Annotated in this window: 15 protein-coding genes; 6 read left to right on the forward strand and 9 right to left on the reverse strand. The window is 39.2% G+C overall.

The features are described 5' to 3' along the window. Window positions 1-14: 14 nt before the first annotated feature. Window positions 15-830, forward strand: coding sequence for a c-type cytochrome (locus AL038_RS06970; RefSeq protein WP_062150923.1), 816 nt, complete (start codon window positions 15-17; stop codon window positions 828-830). A 191-nt stretch (window positions 831-1,021) separates the two neighbouring features. On the opposite strand, the gene AL038_RS06975 is transcribed toward AL038_RS06970, so the two are convergent. From AL038_RS06975 to AL038_RS06990, 4 genes are all read right to left on the reverse strand, one after another. Then, window positions 1,022-1,453, reverse strand: a complete 432-nt coding sequence (locus AL038_RS06975; RefSeq protein ID WP_062150926.1) for a Fur family transcriptional regulator — start codon at window positions 1,451-1,453, stop codon at window positions 1,022-1,024. A 162-nt stretch (window positions 1,454-1,615) separates the two neighbouring features. Then, on the reverse strand, window positions 1,616-2,512 hold the full coding sequence (locus AL038_RS06980) for a DMT family transporter (RefSeq protein ID WP_236839486.1): 897 nt from the start codon (window positions 2,510-2,512) through the stop codon (window positions 1,616-1,618). Between the two features lie 113 nt (window positions 2,513-2,625). Further along, the gene (locus tag AL038_RS06985) at window positions 2,626-3,033 is read right to left on the reverse strand and encodes a roadblock/LC7 domain-containing protein (RefSeq protein ID WP_062150929.1); all 408 of its coding nucleotides are present in this window, start codon (window positions 3,031-3,033) and stop codon (window positions 2,626-2,628) included. 199 nt (window positions 3,034-3,232) lie between these two features. Continuing rightward, window positions 3,233-3,973, reverse strand: a complete 741-nt coding sequence (locus AL038_RS06990; protein WP_062150932.1) for a YciK family oxidoreductase — start codon at window positions 3,971-3,973, stop codon at window positions 3,233-3,235. Between the two features lie 352 nt (window positions 3,974-4,325). Here AL038_RS06990 and AL038_RS06995 point away from each other — a divergent pair, with 352 nt between their 5' ends. Beyond that, window positions 4,326-6,422: an ATP-binding protein gene (locus tag AL038_RS06995; RefSeq protein WP_062150935.1), complete on the forward strand. Its 2,097-nt coding sequence runs from the start codon at window positions 4,326-4,328 to the stop codon at window positions 6,420-6,422. A gap of 219 nt (window positions 6,423-6,641) precedes the next feature. Here the strand turns inward: AL038_RS06995 and AL038_RS07000 are convergent, their stop codons facing one another. After that, a complete protein-coding gene (locus AL038_RS07000) occupies window positions 6,642-7,022 on the reverse strand; it encodes a hypothetical protein (RefSeq protein WP_145917069.1) in 381 nt (126 codons plus the stop codon). Between the two features lie 292 nt (window positions 7,023-7,314). Between AL038_RS07000 and AL038_RS07005 the strand changes: the two genes are divergently transcribed. Both AL038_RS07005 and AL038_RS07010 read left to right on the forward strand, forming a co-directional pair. Next, window positions 7,315-8,853 (forward strand): response regulator, encoded by a 1,539-nt coding sequence (locus AL038_RS07005; protein WP_062150942.1) that lies wholly within the window; start codon window positions 7,315-7,317, stop codon window positions 8,851-8,853. Beyond that, complete coding sequence (locus tag AL038_RS07010; RefSeq protein WP_062150945.1) at window positions 8,850-9,473, forward strand: response regulator transcription factor; 624 nt, start codon at window positions 8,850-8,852, stop codon at window positions 9,471-9,473. The genes AL038_RS07005 and AL038_RS07010 overlap by 4 nt, the downstream gene beginning before the upstream one ends. A gap of 72 nt (window positions 9,474-9,545) precedes the next feature. Here AL038_RS07010 and nhaA read toward each other — a convergent pair whose 3' ends face one another. Both nhaA and AL038_RS07020 read right to left on the reverse strand, forming a co-directional pair. Next, window positions 9,546-10,751 (reverse strand): Na+/H+ antiporter NhaA, encoded by a 1,206-nt coding sequence (nhaA, locus tag AL038_RS07015; protein ID WP_062150948.1) that lies wholly within the window; start codon window positions 10,749-10,751, stop codon window positions 9,546-9,548. A 202-nt stretch (window positions 10,752-10,953) separates the two neighbouring features. After that, entirely contained in the window at window positions 10,954-11,346 is a 393-nt protein-coding gene (locus AL038_RS07020) for an HIT family protein (protein ID WP_062150951.1), read from the reverse strand. Window positions 11,347-11,469: 123 nt separating this feature from the next. Between AL038_RS07020 and AL038_RS07025 the strand changes: the two genes are divergently transcribed. After that, window positions 11,470-12,897 carry an AAA family ATPase gene (locus AL038_RS07025; protein ID WP_062150954.1) on the forward strand — a complete coding sequence of 476 codons (1,428 nt, stop codon included), beginning with the start codon at window positions 11,470-11,472 and terminating at the stop codon, window positions 12,895-12,897. Window positions 12,898-13,038: 141 nt separating this feature from the next. Here AL038_RS07025 and AL038_RS07030 read toward each other — a convergent pair whose 3' ends face one another. Beyond that, window positions 13,039-13,611, reverse strand: coding sequence for a FlgO family outer membrane protein (locus AL038_RS07030; RefSeq protein ID WP_066246107.1), 573 nt, complete (start codon window positions 13,609-13,611; stop codon window positions 13,039-13,041). Beyond that, on the reverse strand, window positions 13,608-14,342 hold the full coding sequence (locus AL038_RS07035) for a hypothetical protein (protein ID WP_062150958.1): 735 nt from the start codon (window positions 14,340-14,342) through the stop codon (window positions 13,608-13,610). Before AL038_RS07035 ends, AL038_RS07030 begins: the two co-directional genes overlap by 4 nt. Before the next feature lie 198 nt (window positions 14,343-14,540). Between AL038_RS07035 and AL038_RS07040 the strand changes: the two genes are divergently transcribed. Next, entirely contained in the window at window positions 14,541-16,064 is a 1,524-nt protein-coding gene (locus AL038_RS07040; RefSeq protein WP_062150962.1) for a CHAT domain-containing protein, read from the forward strand. The last annotated feature ends 12 nt before the right edge of the window (window positions 16,065-16,076 follow it).

Raw genomic sequence — 16,076 nt, forward strand, 5'->3', positions numbered from 1 at the left:
AGGATAAAGAAACCATGAAACTTTCACATTCTTTGTTGATTGGTTTAGTCGCGGCAAGCACCTGTTTATTCACAGGAACGAGTATGGCGGCTGAAACGGATGAACAAACAGATATTTTATTACTGATTAGCCGTAGTGGTTGCCTAAACTGTCACGACTTAACCCCACAAGCAGCAAAAGCAACAGGTTCAATGCCGTTTGGTCCTCCCTATGTAGAAGTTGCCAAACGCTACAAAGATGACCCTAAAGCCTTTGACATGTTATTAACGACGGTTAAAAATGGTAGCAATCCGTATAAAAGTCATTGGAAAGATAAAGTCAGTGGCATCGCCATGCCTCCAATGGTTACGGTGACTGAAGAAAACGCAAAACGCTTGCTAACTTGGATTTTATCGTTGGATGAGAAATCAGCGGCAGCAGCAGAAGCACAACTAGCAGGGCAGAAAATCCCCACGATAACCAATAAAACAGAAGATGAGAAAGAAATTTTACTGCTCATTAGTCACAGTGGCTGTTTAAATTGTCATGATTTAACACGGCAAACGGCTGCTAAAGAAAGTAATCCTATGCCGTTTGGCCCTCCTTATGTAGAAGTTGCTAAACGCTATAAAGATGACCCTAAAGCCTTTGAAATGCTGTTAAATACGGTAAAAAATGGCAGTAATCCGTATAAGAGCCATTGGAAAGATAAAGTGAGCGGTATTGCAATGCCACCCATGGTAACTGTGACAGAAGAAAATGCAAAACGCTTGCTGACTTGGATTTTATCATTAGATGATGAAAAGGCGAGCCATGCAGAAATGGTATTAGCAGGAAAGGAAAAGCCTTAAGCCGTTGAGTTTAAGATGCAGTGAGCATAAACACTGCATCTTAATAACTTGGTATTGAAAAAGTATATTGTGTTACTGTTCTAACGTTCAATTTCTCAAAAAACGCTGATTTTTAGCGGTCATCCCAATATATCATTTTATATTAACCCATAATAATACAATGGTTTTTATGAATGATGTATTCTACAAGTTCAAAGTGCATTACGTACTTTGATAATAATATCTAATCCTGCTGAACAAGTGCCTTTAGGCAGATTTGGAAAATATGCCAGACTTAAATCATCATTTTCTATATCGGTTAGTTCCCCTGAATCAATATTATAAAAATGTTGATGTGGCAGTGTGTTAGAATCATAAAACACTTTCGTTGGGTCAACAATAACTTGACGAATGAGTCCTTTTTCTACAAATAAACTCAATGTGTTATAAATAGTCGCTTTAGATACGACAGGATTATCTTTATTTAATGTTTGCAACAGGTCATCGGCTGCAAAATGTTGATGGCGCGCCAAAATCAGCAACGCAATATCCACCCGTTGTTGTGTCGGTGTGATATGGTATTGACGCAATAATTCAATGGTTTGTTCTTTATTTATAACAGTATGACCAACATAAGTTTTCATGGCTTTTCATCTAGCTAAAACAGTTATTCAAGGAGTATTTTATTTTGCTTTATGCTTACATTATAGCCAACATGCAATAATGGCAAGTGTTGATGTGATGAAGCCTCAAATCTCATGGCTGAAGTAACCATTTAGCTATCTTTATAACGACTATAAATGGGTTTATAAAGGACGTTTTTTAACCACAACTAAAGCAACACCAATAACGGTTAATGCCATTCCACATAATGCGAATACACCTAATTTTTCGTCAAAGAGAATAAAGGCTTCTAATGCCGTTACAGGTGGCACAAGATAGAATAAACTGGCAACACGCGCCGCTGCTCCTTGTTTAATCAGTAGCATCAACAGACTGATTGCACCCAATGATAGCCCTAAGACTAACCAAGCCAATGCCAAAATAAATGATAAATTCCATGTTACGACCATTGTTTCTGTCGTAAAGGCAATAGCCCCTAAAACAACCGTAGCGGCAAGATATTGGATAAGTGTTCCACTAATCAGTTCCATCCCTGTACAAAAGCGTTTGTGATATACCGTACCCAGTGAAATGGAGAATAACGCCAGTGTTGCCCAAAAAATCGCGGTTATATCAAAATGAGCTGTATTCGGCGTAAATCGCTCGCTGAGTACGAACGCAACCCCTAATAAACCTAAAAATAATCCTATCCATTGTAAGCGGGTGATGATTTCTCGCAGGAAAAAAGAGGCAGCAACAGCGGTTAGTAGTGGCTGTAACCCAACAATCAATGCTGCTAGACCTGAAGGCATTCCTATTTTTATTGCCGCAAAAACACCGCCTAAATAACCCGCATGAACCAGTAACCCCGAAACAGCAACATGCCCAATTAGTTGTTTATCCGTTGGAAAAGATTGCCCCATTATTTGCAAAATAAGATAAAGCAAAAAGCTAACAGTAATCAGCCGATAGAATAGAAAAGTAAAAGGCTCTGCGTAAGGCAAGCCATATTTTGCCCCAATAAAACCTGTACTCCAGAGTAGAACAAACACACTCGGCATCAGCATCAACCAAAAGGTTTTGTTATTTGATAAATTCACGAGTGATACTCAATTAGGAAAGAGGGAATAAAGAAATATGGCGAATATGACGGGAAAAACTTGCGTATTTCATATCATTGAAAGAAATACACAAGTCATTTTATATTAAAGACTTATGGGCATAATGGATTTAATTTAGGAATTGCCATCCGCAATGATGACCATCCCATCCCTAAGTTTACTTTCTTGCTGGTTACCAGAACGACTAGGGAATTAGGTTTGTCAGGTATCACAATCATAAAGTGCATTGTGTTATCTGTTGTCATTTGTACTTCCTTAATCATGTGTTTTTTGGGGCTACCACGCATATTAGAAATCATGTCTTCAACGGCGGTTACTGTTCTTCCCCGAAACATATCAACGGCAGCCGCCGCAACAGCATCTAAGTAGGATTGCGTAAAATAAGGCACATTATGAGATACGCCCAACAATAAACCACTATTCAAATCTACCACTGCACAGCCTAATGCGCCATCCACATTTCTGACAATCTCACTACAAATATCATTGATATCTGCCATTTTTTAATTCTCCTAGTAGCAATGTTGTTTTAATCCATACCTGCATTATTTGCAGATAACTCTTCTCATACAAAAGAACTCACAAGCAAAACACTGACCAATTTTATTAATTTCTACAGAAGTGTCTATGCTTACATATCTTTTGTGTGTAATGACCTCAGTTTGCATGTAAAAATAAAATACTTATCTCATTACAAAATTACTGTGCATTAAGGGCTTGCCCTGTTATGCCACGACTATCAGCACCCATCAAATACAAATAAGTCAGCATGATTTCTTCTGGCGTTTTTAACGTATTGGGGTCTTCAGCAGGAAAAGCCGCCGCCCGCATTCCTGTACGGGTCGCACCGGGATTAATACTATTAACTCGAATAGCCGTATTTTCCACCAACTCATCAGCTAATATTTGCATTAATCCCTCAGTCGCAAATTTAGAAACCGCATAAGCCCCCCAATAAGCCCGCCCTTTACGCCCAACACTAGACGATGTAAAAATAATAGACGCATCAGATGATTTTCTTAACAAGCCCAAACAAGCACGTGTTAATAAAAAGGGCGCGTTTATATTAACCTGTATGACGTTATACCATAGATTAATATCATAATGTTCTATGGGTGCTAATGCGCCTAACAAACCTGCATTGTGTAAAATCCCATCTAACTGTCCAAACTCATTATTCAGTGTAGCGACCAAATCGGTATAATCTTTAGGGCTAGCACCTTCTAAATTCATCGGATAAATAGCAGGTTGTGGATAACCTGCTTGTTCAATTTCATCATAAACCGCTTCTAGCTTGCGTGTGGTACGCCCTAATAAAATCACTGTCGCGCCATACTGTGCAAACGTGCGCGCACTCGCTCGCCCAATTCCATCCCCCGCACCTGTGACCAACACAATGCGATTTTTAAGTAAATCGGGAGCAGGTTTGTAATCCATCATATAAACTGTCCTTTATTATTGATGACATTTGCATACAAAATAACTGATGTGCTATATAAACAACTCGCTTTCAGCACGTATGGTGTGATAGTTTACCAGTCTCTCTGCATTCGCTAAATGCCTATAGCATCACTTATTATCATCTTTTTGGGGTTCATTTCTAATAAAAAAACAAAATCCTGCTGAAAACTCGTTAAAATATACCTGCCTACTGTTACAATGCACTCAGTATAATGCCACTGCTTACTGAAACTTTAATACAATTGGCTAGTCAATTTCCCCCGATTTACGCTACGCTAGCCACTTTCTCAAATACCTTGTTTAGCTCAAACACGGTCTGACACAAACCTATATGGAAAATAAATTTTTCATCAGTTTACGCTTCCGTATGATAGCGATGATATTGCTCGGCGTAGTTCCTCCTATGCTGATAGCCATACTCTTTGCCAGTTCGCAAGCGGCACAAATTATTCGGCAGGAAGCTAAAGAAAACCTGATGTTACGCGCCACCTCTTTAGCGGATAGCGTTACACGTTGGGATGAGATGAATGTCAAATCACTCATGACTTTAAGTCAAAATGCCGCGTTTACCACGATGGAAGCAGAAAAACAAATTTCCAGCCTTTCTGCGGTCTTTCGAGTCTATCCTGAAATTTATGGGACTGCTGTCGTTAAAAGTAATGGGTTAAATTTTACAAGTGGAACAGGTATCGTCCACCGTAACCCCATTAACTTAAGTCATCGAGAATGGTTTCAAGGCGCGTTAGAAGGCAATAACATCACCCGTAGCGCGCAAATTTCTCGTACCTATGAACAACCAGCCGTTACCTTTTCTTCCCCTGTCCGTGCTATTCCAACCCTAAAACGCGGAGACACTGGGGAACTGGTTAATCAGCTACAAACCAAATTAAAGGAAATCAGCTTTTACAAAAACCAAATAAATATCACAGGTGTTTATGACAAAGCGACAGAAGATACCGTACGCACCTATCAAATGGACTACACAGGACTGATTGCAACAGGCATTGCAGACCCCCTTACCCTAGAACTACTAGGGCTAGTAAAACAATGGGACGAAAAAAATACCACCCCGCCTACACGTCCTGTTATTGGTGTTGCTGTTGTGCTTACCTTTCTAACCGAATTAGGCAAGGCTGTTGGTGCGGTTCGTTTGGGAAAAACAGGCTATGCCTTTATGGTGGATGAAAAAGGACACGTTCTAGCCCACCCTGAAGCAAAATATGTCACAGGGGATGAACTAACCGATTTTAGCCAACATCCTGCGGTACAACACATTATAGAAGGACATAGTGGTTTATATTCCTTTACTGATGCAGAAAATGTCAGTTGGTTATCACATGGCATTCGTTTAGCCAACGGTTGGAGCGTGATTGCCTTACAACAAGAAGCAGAAGTATTAGAGCGAGAACAATTTTTCTGGCGGTTGTCCATGATTGTTGCCATTATTGCCGTGCTAATTGTTTGCACATTCACTTGGTTATTAGCCAATCGCTTACTAAAACCCATCACAGGACTGACAAAAGCCGCTACAAAACTAGCTGATGGAGATTGGCAACAAAGTGTTGATGTAAAAAGTAACGACGAAATTGGTATTTTATCTAGCACATTTAACCAGATGGCAAAACAACTGCGCGTCTCCTTCTCCATTTTGGATGCAAAACGTGAAGAAGCACAAAAAGCGCGAGAAGCCGCAGAAGAAGCAAACAAAGTAAAAAGCATGTTTGTTGCTAACATGACGCACGAATTACGCACCCCCTTAAATGCGATTATTGGGTATAGCGAAATGTTACAAGAAGAAGCTGCCGATATGGAAATGGAAGATTTTATTCCCGACCTCAAGAAAATTGACAGCGCAGGACGACACTTACTTGCTTTGATTAACGATGTATTAGACTTTTCCAAAGTAGAAGCAGGTAAAATGGAGCTTTATTTAGAGACATTCTCCATCAACATGATGGTTCAAGATGTTATCTTTACCATACAACCGCTGATTGAAAAAAATCAAAATAGCCTAGATGTTGGCGCATTTGAAGAACTGGGTATGATGCATTCTGATGTAACAAAAGTTCGTCAATGCCTATTTAATCTGTTAAGTAATGCCAGTAAATTTACCGAAAATGGCAAAATACGCTTAAATGTAGATTGTCACCAACGAGATGCAATCAATTGGGTACGCTTCCGTGTCACAGATACAGGTATCGGCATGACACCCGAACAAACCTCTAAACTGTTCCGTGCTTTCATGCAAGCAGACACATCAACTACCCGTAAATATGGTGGTACAGGCTTAGGTTTAGTTATTACGCGCCAATTCTGCCAAATGATGGGCGGTGATGTGTTAGTAGAAAGCGAATTTGGCAAAGGTTCAACCTTTACCATTGAATTACCAACACAATTAGCGGATAGAATAGACGACACCGAACCCTAAATAAGATATAAACGTACTTTTGCCTATATGGATAATAAACCTAGCAGAAATCAACATTTGCTAGGTTTTCTTTTTGAATATTCGGATTAGATAGACGCGAAGATTTTTGATGCGATATAAACGCCTTAAATTTTTTGCAACCGCGCAAAGAAACGGATAACACAGCTTAAAGCGGCAGATACTGCGTGTTTAACAACTTAGAAGCCTTTTACAATAGATTTACTGAGTAAATCCAATTTGACGAAAAGCAACATTTAACTGCGCCAACTCACATTGAATACGATGTAAACATTTATTTGCCTGTCCAAGTTCAGCACTCTCATCAAACCCCGCTAATTCCTCATATAAAACACTTAATTTACTTGCCCCTAGTTGCTCACAGGTCAGCTTAAACTCATGAGCAGTTAAATGAATTTGTTTAATATTCTGTGCCTTTAACGTTGCTTCTAACGTATTAACCTGTTGCCAATGGCTACTTAAAAACTCATCAATTAAACAGGCTAAAGCTTCTTTACCCATTAATCGATACAGCTCGGTTAAAACACTATAATCTAACGTATAAGTTTTTTCGGTTGTCATCATTGTAGCTAGCTTACCCACTGTTTATCCTTTTTTATCCATTTTTATTAAAATAATTGAACAAGTTAACTGTTAAGATGTTACAAAACTATCCCTAATCATCTAACAACAGTGTACAAGGGTATAAAAAAAGGAAAAATTCGTATTAACACTTAATCGCTGATCGGTTTTTACTTACGGAAATATAATGCCCTAAACGGTGGCAGATTTGATACCCTTAATTCCCTTATACGAATAACACAGGCACTTATTCATAAACCAATTACTATAAATAAAAACAATTTATTATGCAGTTTACAACGACTACACCACCATGACAGACAAGCCCTCGCACCCGCACATTCTTATCGTTGATGATAAACCTGCAAATATCCAATTTTTGGGTATGGTGCTGCGACAACAAGAATATCTTATCAGTGTTGCGCAAGACGGCTATCAAGCCATTCGGATTGTCGACAAAATTACGCCCGATTTAATTCTGCTCGATATTATGATGCCCGGTATAGATGGTTTTGAAACCTGTTTACAACTCAAAAAAAAACCACACACTAATAGCGTCCCGATTATTTTTCTAACTGCAAAAGATGATGCAGAAGATATTATTAAAGGGTTTCAACTGGGTGCTGCGGATTATGTTACTAAACCATTTAACTCATCCGTTTTGCTCGCACGGGTTGCAACGCACTTAGCATTACGCCAAAAAACGCAACAATTAGAACAACAACAGCAAGAAATTAAAACCGCCCTGCAAATTAGCCAAGAAAAATATCGCTTTCTTGTAGAAAATCAAACCGATTTTGTTATAAAACTAGACGCACAAGGGCGATTTTTATTCGCCAGTCCCTCCTATTGCGAAAAACTGCAAAAAACGGAAGAACAATTATTAAACACATTTTTTAGCCAACACTTACTTACTGAAGAACAAGAAGTATTTCATCATATTTGTACCGTTTTACAACAAGCACCGCATATTTACAGCGTAGAACTACAACTTTTACAACCTGATGCTATTCATTGGATTGCATGGTCATGCAAAGCAATTTTAAATCCACAAGGACAGTTAACAGAAATTATCAGTGTAGGACGCGATGTAACGGCTCGCCGTCAAGCGGAAGAAAAAGCCCGCCAAACCTTGCATGAACTGGCGCACATTTCCCGCCTCAACTCTATGGGAGAAATGACGACCGCGCTAGCCCACGAAATAAATCAGCCATTAACAGCAATTTTAAGTTTTGCTCAGGCGGGATTACGCTTATTAGACAGCCCTCATCTTGAGTTAGAAGATTTGCGGCTTGCTTTAGAAGGCATTGAACGAAATGGTAAATTATCCAGTGAAATTATTAAACGGATTCGTTTTTTTGCCCGCAAAGATAAACAACTACATAAACAACCTTTAGATATTAACCAGTTAATTAAAGAAGTTGAATATTTAGTGCGTCCTGAATTACGTCGTAATCAGGTGAATTTAAGCCTGCATCTTTTACCAATACCATTCATGACGATTGTAGATAATATACAAATTCAACAGGTTATATTAAACTTAATTCGTAATGCGATGGATGCTATTTTGTCAGCAACAACGGTATTACGCGAAATCATTATTAAAACGCAAATAGTTGCTAAAAACTATTTAGAAGTTGCTGTCTTTGATACAGGTATTGGTATAGACCCACAGATTAAACAGACGCTTTTTGAACCATTTATTACCACAAAAGCCCATGGGATTGGTATCGGTTTATCGATTTGTCGCTCGATTATTGAAGAACATGGTGGACAATTACAATTTATGGATAATCCACAAGGGGGAAGCATTTTTCTTTTTACCCTGCCCATTAATGAGACTGAACAATGATAAAAACTATTGAACCACGCGTCTTTGTTGTCGATGATGAACCCGATGTCAGGGCAGCAATTCGTTTATTATTGAAAACCGTCGGCTTGAAAGTTGAAATCTTCGAGTCAGCCATTGAGTTTTTACAAAAATATCAAATGGAATGGGCAGGTTGTTTAATTGTTGATGTCCGAATGCCCGGTATGAGCGGTTTAGAATTACAAGCAAAGTTGCATGAAATGCGTTCACCTTTAGCCCTGTTAGTCATTTCGGGACATGGTGAGGTGGAAATGGCCGTAAAAGCAGTGAAGGCGGGCGCAATAGATTTTATTCAAAAACCCTTTAGTGACCAACATTTACTAGATTGTGTACAAGAAGCCTTACAATCTGGTGTCAGTGCCTATCAACGTTATGCAGAAGAGACAGAAATCACGGGTCGTTACAACACATTAACAGCACGCGAAAAAGAAGTGATGTGGCTGGTTGTCGAGGGTAAGTCTAACAAACTCATTGGAATGGATTTAAATATTAGTGTGCGAACAGTAGAAATTCACCGTGCGAGGGTGATGGAAAAACTAATGGCAGATACTTTTCCTGCATTAATGCGGGTTGTTGCGGTGGTGGAAAAAATCAAAGAGTGATAAACCCTATTTTTTATTAGAAAAGGAACGAAATAAATTCGTCCCTCTCTTTATCAACCAGTAAATAGGTTATTAGCTTGTCTTAATAAACGCTTGGTTACCCATATAACGCAAAATCACATAACCAAATACGGCAGATAGTAAAGACCCTGCAATAACGCCTAATTTGACTTGATTGGCATAATCACCTTCGTTTCCAAATGCGAGCCCACCAATAAATAAGCTCATGGTAAAGCCTATTCCACATAAAACAGCAACACCATAAACTTGCATCCAAGTTGCGTGTTCGGGTAATTTGGCAATTTTAAATTTAATGGCTAACCATGTAAAACCAAGCACACCCACCTGTTTGCCTAAAAACAAACCCAGCATAATGCCTAACGGTACCGCGCCTGTTAACGTTGCTAATGAAACGCCTACAAACGAAACACCTGCATTAGCAAAGGCAAAAATCGGCATAATAGCGAAGGCAACCCAAGGATGTAAAACATGTTCTAAATGACGGAGGGGAGAGTGTCCTGTATCATCACCTTTGGTACGTAAAGGGATAAATATCGCCAATGCGACCCCTGCTAAGGTTGCGTGAATACCTGATTTTAAAACACAAACCCATAAAATAACCCCAAGAATAATATAAGGTGTAATACGGGTTACACGTAGCATATTAAGCACTGCGAGGGCAATAATTGCCCCGCCCGCGTAGTACAAGGGGGTCAGTTCTAAACCATGTGCAGAATAAAAGGCAGCGATAATAATAATCGCCCCCATATCATCAATAATGGCTAGTGCTAACAAAAAAATCCGTAAGGAATCAGGAATAATTCCCTTGAGTAACACTAAAACGCCCAAAGAAAAAGCAATATCTGTTGCCGCAGGAATTGCCCAACCTTGCAACGAATCTGCCTGTCCCCAATTGACTGCTGTATAAATAATGGCAGGTACTAACATCCCGCCAATTGCCGCCAGTAACGGTAAAATGGCTTGTTGCAAAGAAGCTAATTGCCCTTCTAATAATTCCCGTTTTAATTCCAAGCCGATGAGAAAAAAGAAAACCGCCATTAATCCATCGTTAATCCATAATAAAACATATTTATCAAGATTAATTTCCCCTAAGCGAATACCTAATGGTAGGTGCAAAAACCCTTGATAAATATCACTTAAAATTGGCGTGTTATTCATTAATAATGCTAACACCGCCGCACCAAGTAACAGAATACTACTTGCGGATTCTAACTTGAAAAAGTCCTGTAACGCACTTTGGAACTGTACTCTTGCCATCGGATACCTCATGAGATTTATTGAAAGATTAAACAATGCAATATGCCCTTAAACGCGATAAATCCACGCCTAATGCGCCAAAAACTAAAAAAGTTACTGATAGAAAATCTTGGCAATAGGTGGTATTTTAAAGAGGCTTATCAAGTTTTTATATAATTCCCATTAATTATCAATAAACTAAAACAATATTTTTTAATTGGGCTTATTTATCCCAGTAAACAGCCTTATCAGGCAATATCCACCGTATGCCGCCTCGGGGTTCTACAGTATCACTTTGATAACGTGGAATTAAATGAATATGTAAATGCGGAACAGTTTGTCCTGCAACTGCACCATCATTAATCCCAATATTGTACGCATCAGGTTGATATTGTGTCTGAATATTTACTTTTGCGATTGCTAACGCACTGAATAAGGCTAATTGCTCTGTTTCAGTTGCCTCAAACCATGAGGCATAATGTCGACGCGGAATAATTAATGTATGTCCTTGTGAAACAGGGAATTTATCCCTAATAACAAAGACTAATTCATCATCATAAACCCGTTGTGATGTAGGATTAAGCATTAATGCACAAAAGGGACATTGAAAAGACATATATATTTCCTCGCATAACCAGCATTTATTATGAATTAATCTGCATTATCTGTGTTATCGTTTAAGCACGATTTAGCCCACATAATCAGTTATCACATACCTAACCAATTGTATTACAAAGTTATGGCGACATTAGAAATAACCGATAGCCTAATGGTCAACCCATTTAAAACCGCGAAATATTTCACAACCCCTGAATTAACACAGCGGTTAAATCTTATTTTGCATCTACTCCAAAACAGTGAACAATTACTCCTGATTCTTGCTGAAGAAGGATGTGGCAAGACCACTTTATTACAACAGCTTAAAGAGAAATCACAAGAAAACTGGTGGATTTATAGCCCAAGTAGTAGCCCTGCACTTGCACCTGATACTCTCGCAACAGCATTACTACAAGCGTTTAATATCCGTCAGGAGGGAAAAAGTCTTGCGACATTACAAGAATTATTGCGCGTCCAAATCGCAACCGCTCGTTATAATGGACAACTTCCCATTTTAATGGTGGACGACGCGCATAAATTACCGTTAAAAACCTTAGAATTAATCATAGAACTTGCCATTCTTGGCGAACCACAAACACATTTACGTGTGCTATTGCTATGTGAACCCCAAATTACCAGTATTCTTGCCGCACCTGAATTTGAAGTGGTACACAATACACTGATTCATACCTTGGATATTCCCCCTTTATCCATAGAACAAATGTTTTACTACATTGATGCTTACTTAGTAGATACACCTTATCAAACCCAAAAACTTTTCTCTGCGGAAGTCATTCGCAAAATTTACCATTTATCAGAAGGCATTCCCGGTGAAGTTAATCTATTGGCTGAACAAGTGTTGCATAATGCGCTTTTAGAACGAGAACGATTAGTCAATGCCCATCAACATAAATTCCTCTGGGGAACATTTATTGTATTAATCTTGTTGGGCATAGGTGCATTTTTATGGGTAGAATATCCAGAATTACTCATCGGTAACGACAATCATTTGCGGATGACTGACCCCGCAACGCCCCTAAGCCTGCCAACACAACCCACCCCAACTAACGCCACAATTGCCCCTACAGACCCTATTGCCAAACAACTGGGTTATGATGCTGAATTACAAGTAAAAGCACAAACTATTATTCCTTTAACCACCGTCTTGCTTGTTGCAACAGCAGAAAAAAGCACAGAAAACCCCGCTAACCCCGAACAGCCATTACCGCAAAAACAAGCAAATGATTTTGACACTATCTTGTTGGGCGTAAAAAATATCAATGATGCAAGCTGGTTACGGGTGCAAAACCCAAATGCTTATACCCTGCAAATTTTAGGTGCGCACGATTACACGACGTTACAACCTTTTTTGCAAACACATCAATTGAGTGAAGTGGCTGTTTTTAAAACGCTTTATCGTGATAAAGAATGGTATGTTGTAACAACAGGTATTTATCCTTCACGCAAAGCAGCAGAACAAGCCCTTGCGAGTTTACCCAGCGAATTACGTGAACAAACACAACCTTGGATTCGTACCCTTGCAAGTATTCAAACACGTCTTGCTAAATAAATTAGTGTAAAACGCAAAGCCTCCATTTTTTATTGACGCATCAAATTTCAGTCAGTCATCACCCTACAATCAGTTTTATCAGACATAAAAAAACCGCAACAAACAGGTTGCGGTTTTACAAACAGGGTTAAAAAATCCTATTTAACGTCGACGTTTATCATTTCGTAGCATTTGTTTAATATCTGCACCAATGGGTAAACTATAATCAAATGAAGCCATAATGCTATTATCATGTGTATTTAACATTTTAGCAGTGACATAAACCCGACTTTTACTTTCTGCATACGTTCCAACAACGACTGCAACGGCATCATGTTCTGAGCTTAAATCTTTGAGTTCACGAGATAGTAAAAATTCCCCTTCATTAGGATATTGATTGCCCTTCACAAAAATGCTGTCGCTACGGAGTTTAACTTCTACCACTTTTAAACCACTTTGTGAAATCCGCGAGCCGATTTGTTCTGCAATCATCCGTCCTAAAGTGGAAGATTGTTGCACATCATCCACATTAACAAAACTAGCTACTAATAAGGGTTTCGTGCGATTGAGATTGAGTTTTTCTGCATTCACTAACAAGGCATCTGCCACAACATAGCTGGCTTCAACTAAATTAACATCAGGAATTTCTTCTTTTTTCGATTGAGAAGAACATGCTGTTAGAAAATAAGTACATAATGCCAGTATGCAAAAGGAACGAAGTGTTTTATTCATCATTCATTTACCACCCGCATTGATTTACCCATCGTATCATCATACTGGTCAGAATCACCTGTATTAATGTAGTAAATGCCAGTATCCGCAAAGAAGTGTTGTTGACCGCGTGTCGCTGTTAACGTAATCACAACTTCTGTATTGGTTTCTCCGGGTAAATACATATCGGCAGCGGCATTAATATCCATTCCAACCGTAATGGGGAAAACAGCCAGTGCTGCTTTTTCCCATGTATCCACAGCTTGTGCAACTAACCAAACGCCACCCGCTAAGGCGGTATAAATGCCGGGTGGTGGATAGCTCAACCTTCTGTCATTATGCTGAATAACTTGTATATCATAATCAATAACCATTACGTTATTGTCAAATGCAATCGCATCTACATAACCCGAGCCACCCTGCGAAGGTCTTGCCCGATTCGTAATGACTGACACCCCACGCCTTACTAATTGTGTTGTCAGTAAATGATAAAAAGTTTGGCTAAATTGTGAACGCTTTTTATCGGGTTCTGGAATATAAATATCAGGGAATTGTTCAGGCGCGCCAAACCCTGCTTCCAATGTTGCTTTTAAACGTGCCGCGACATCATCCGCTAAAACATCCCAATGATGCGCTGCTTGCATTTTTTGTTGGGTTGTTAAGGGGTAAGATGTTGCTAACGGTACGGGTCTTCTGCTACAGCCTGATAACACAACTACAGTAGCGAGAAACGCTACAATTAAGTATCCTTTCATATAGTCCCCCAGACGTGGATAAACAGTCTTGTATAGACTGTTTTATTCAAACATATTTTCGCGTAAGAAGCGAGTATTTTTTTAACATTAGCAATAGGTAATAACGCATTCTTAATGTTATTTATCACTTATTCAATAGCCCTCAAAGTAGCCCTTGCCCGCATTTTTTCTGCCTAACAGGATATAAAAATAACTGTAATGACAAATCTTGTTACCGCAATCGCGTTGTTACACAAGGCATTTCAACAACAGACCGTTACAGAATTACAATTACAACAAGTGGGTACATCGCTTTGGCCTATTTGCCGCCCACTTCTTTTAGCAAGTCATACGCCAATGCAACGGATAATTTGCCTAAATACGCAGGCTTATCCTAATTTATATTGGGAATCTCTTTGGCATCCCGTATTACATTTTTTAGCAAAACACCCTGATTATACTTTCTATCATCAATGGGTTAATACACAAATATCCTCTAAACAACCTTTTCCTTTACGTATTTTACTCTTTACGATTCAGTCAGAAAAAGAGTTACAAACTACGTTAGAAATAGAAACAGAACAACAAGTTCTTTATACCGTGTTGCAGCCTTTTATTCAGCAAGGATTAGTCACGTTACAAATGCCCGACGATGGACGGTTTAGCACGTTTACACAGCTATTAGAACAGGCATGGCATTTAGTGATTCTTAGTGGACATGCGGTATTATCTGAACAAGCAGACATTCACTTTTTATTTGAAACAACAGAAGGGCAAACCACCGTTATTCCTACAACGCAATTAATGCGTTATTTACAAAATGCAAGGATTGAATGTTTAGTGTTAGCCGTTTGTCATTCTGCCCAACTTGCAGCCGATTTACACCCCTATATTCCACATGTGGTTGGAATGCGCGATAAAGTGTTAGACCGCGCTAGTCATGTATTTATTCAACATTTCTGTCAACATTTATTACAACAACAACGTGTTGATATTGCTGTGCAACAAGCACGAATTGCCATGACACAATTATTAGCCCCAGAAGAAACATGGAGCAATGCGCAATTAAAAACCATTGTTGACCCCAGTCAGGGACAATGGAGTTTACCCACTTTATACAGTCAAAACCCCTTACGCACACTAACAGCCACTGTGTCTGCTACCGATTTAACCCCAGTGCAAGCAACGCCGCCGCCTTTTTTAATTGGACAACGATTGGTATTGCGTCAATTAATGACATTGTTACAGCAAACAAAGGCGATGGTGTGGCTAACAGGCGAGGCAGGCACGGGTAAAACGACGATAGCCCGGCGAATTTGTTGGCAGTTACAACAACAGGGATATGATATTTTTTATAGTTTTGATGCTTTACCGCTGACATCAACACGCCCTTATTTACTTTATTTAGAGGTCATTACGACGGAAACATTGCCAAATATTCAACAATGTTTAGTAAACCTAAACGGTGCTTGTTTATTCGTCAGTCGTCAATTTTTTGACAGTGAATTACCTATGGTTAAATATGCCCTGCCCGCGCCCCATTTCACCGATTTTTTACGTTATAGCCGTTATTTAAAATTACCCCATACTCAGGTGCAGTTACGATTGATATATCATCTTTTTAAAGGTAATTTTACAGTCGTACAGTTGTTTCAGAACCTGCCTTTTACGACAGATAAAGCCTTATTTCATCAACAGCTCGCAATAGCAAAGCGATTTTTACGGGGAAAAATGGGCGAGTAGAGAAGCCTCTTA

Origin of the sequence: Beggiatoa leptomitoformis (assembly GCF_001305575.3) — a bacterium.
GTDB lineage: Bacteria > Pseudomonadota > Gammaproteobacteria > Beggiatoales > Beggiatoaceae > Beggiatoa > Beggiatoa leptomitoformis.

What these genes read in the sequence shown, in the direction of transcription:
- nhaA (WP_062150948.1), bottom strand. Translation starts at nt 10,751, where the DNA reads ATGGCAAGAGTACAGTTCCAAAGTGCGTTACAGGACTTTTTCAAGTTA.
- AL038_RS07010 (WP_062150945.1), top strand. Translation starts at nt 8,850, where the DNA reads ATGATAAAAACTATTGAACCACGCGTCTTTGTTGTCGATGATGAACCC.
- AL038_RS07005 (WP_062150942.1), top strand. Translation starts at nt 7,315, where the DNA reads ATGACAGACAAGCCCTCGCACCCGCACATTCTTATCGTTGATGATAAA.
- AL038_RS06995 (WP_062150935.1), top strand. Translation starts at nt 4,326, where the DNA reads ATGGAAAATAAATTTTTCATCAGTTTACGCTTCCGTATGATAGCGATG.
- AL038_RS06985 (WP_062150929.1), bottom strand. Translation starts at nt 3,033, where the DNA reads ATGGCAGATATCAATGATATTTGTAGTGAGATTGTCAGAAATGTGGAT.
- AL038_RS07030 (WP_066246107.1), bottom strand. Translation starts at nt 13,611, where the DNA reads ATGATGAATAAAACACTTCGTTCCTTTTGCATACTGGCATTATGTACT.
- AL038_RS07040 (WP_062150962.1), top strand. Translation starts at nt 14,541, where the DNA reads ATGACAAATCTTGTTACCGCAATCGCGTTGTTACACAAGGCATTTCAA.
- AL038_RS07025 (WP_062150954.1), top strand. Translation starts at nt 11,470, where the DNA reads ATGGCGACATTAGAAATAACCGATAGCCTAATGGTCAACCCATTTAAA.
- AL038_RS07035 (WP_062150958.1), bottom strand. Translation starts at nt 14,342, where the DNA reads ATGAAAGGATACTTAATTGTAGCGTTTCTCGCTACTGTAGTTGTGTTA.
- AL038_RS07020 (WP_062150951.1), bottom strand. Translation starts at nt 11,346, where the DNA reads ATGTCTTTTCAATGTCCCTTTTGTGCATTAATGCTTAATCCTACATCA.
- AL038_RS06975 (WP_062150926.1), bottom strand. Translation starts at nt 1,453, where the DNA reads ATGAAAACTTATGTTGGTCATACTGTTATAAATAAAGAACAAACCATT.
- AL038_RS06970 (WP_062150923.1), top strand. Translation starts at nt 15, where the DNA reads ATGAAACTTTCACATTCTTTGTTGATTGGTTTAGTCGCGGCAAGCACC.
- AL038_RS06990 (WP_062150932.1), bottom strand. Translation starts at nt 3,973, where the DNA reads ATGATGGATTACAAACCTGCTCCCGATTTACTTAAAAATCGCATTGTG.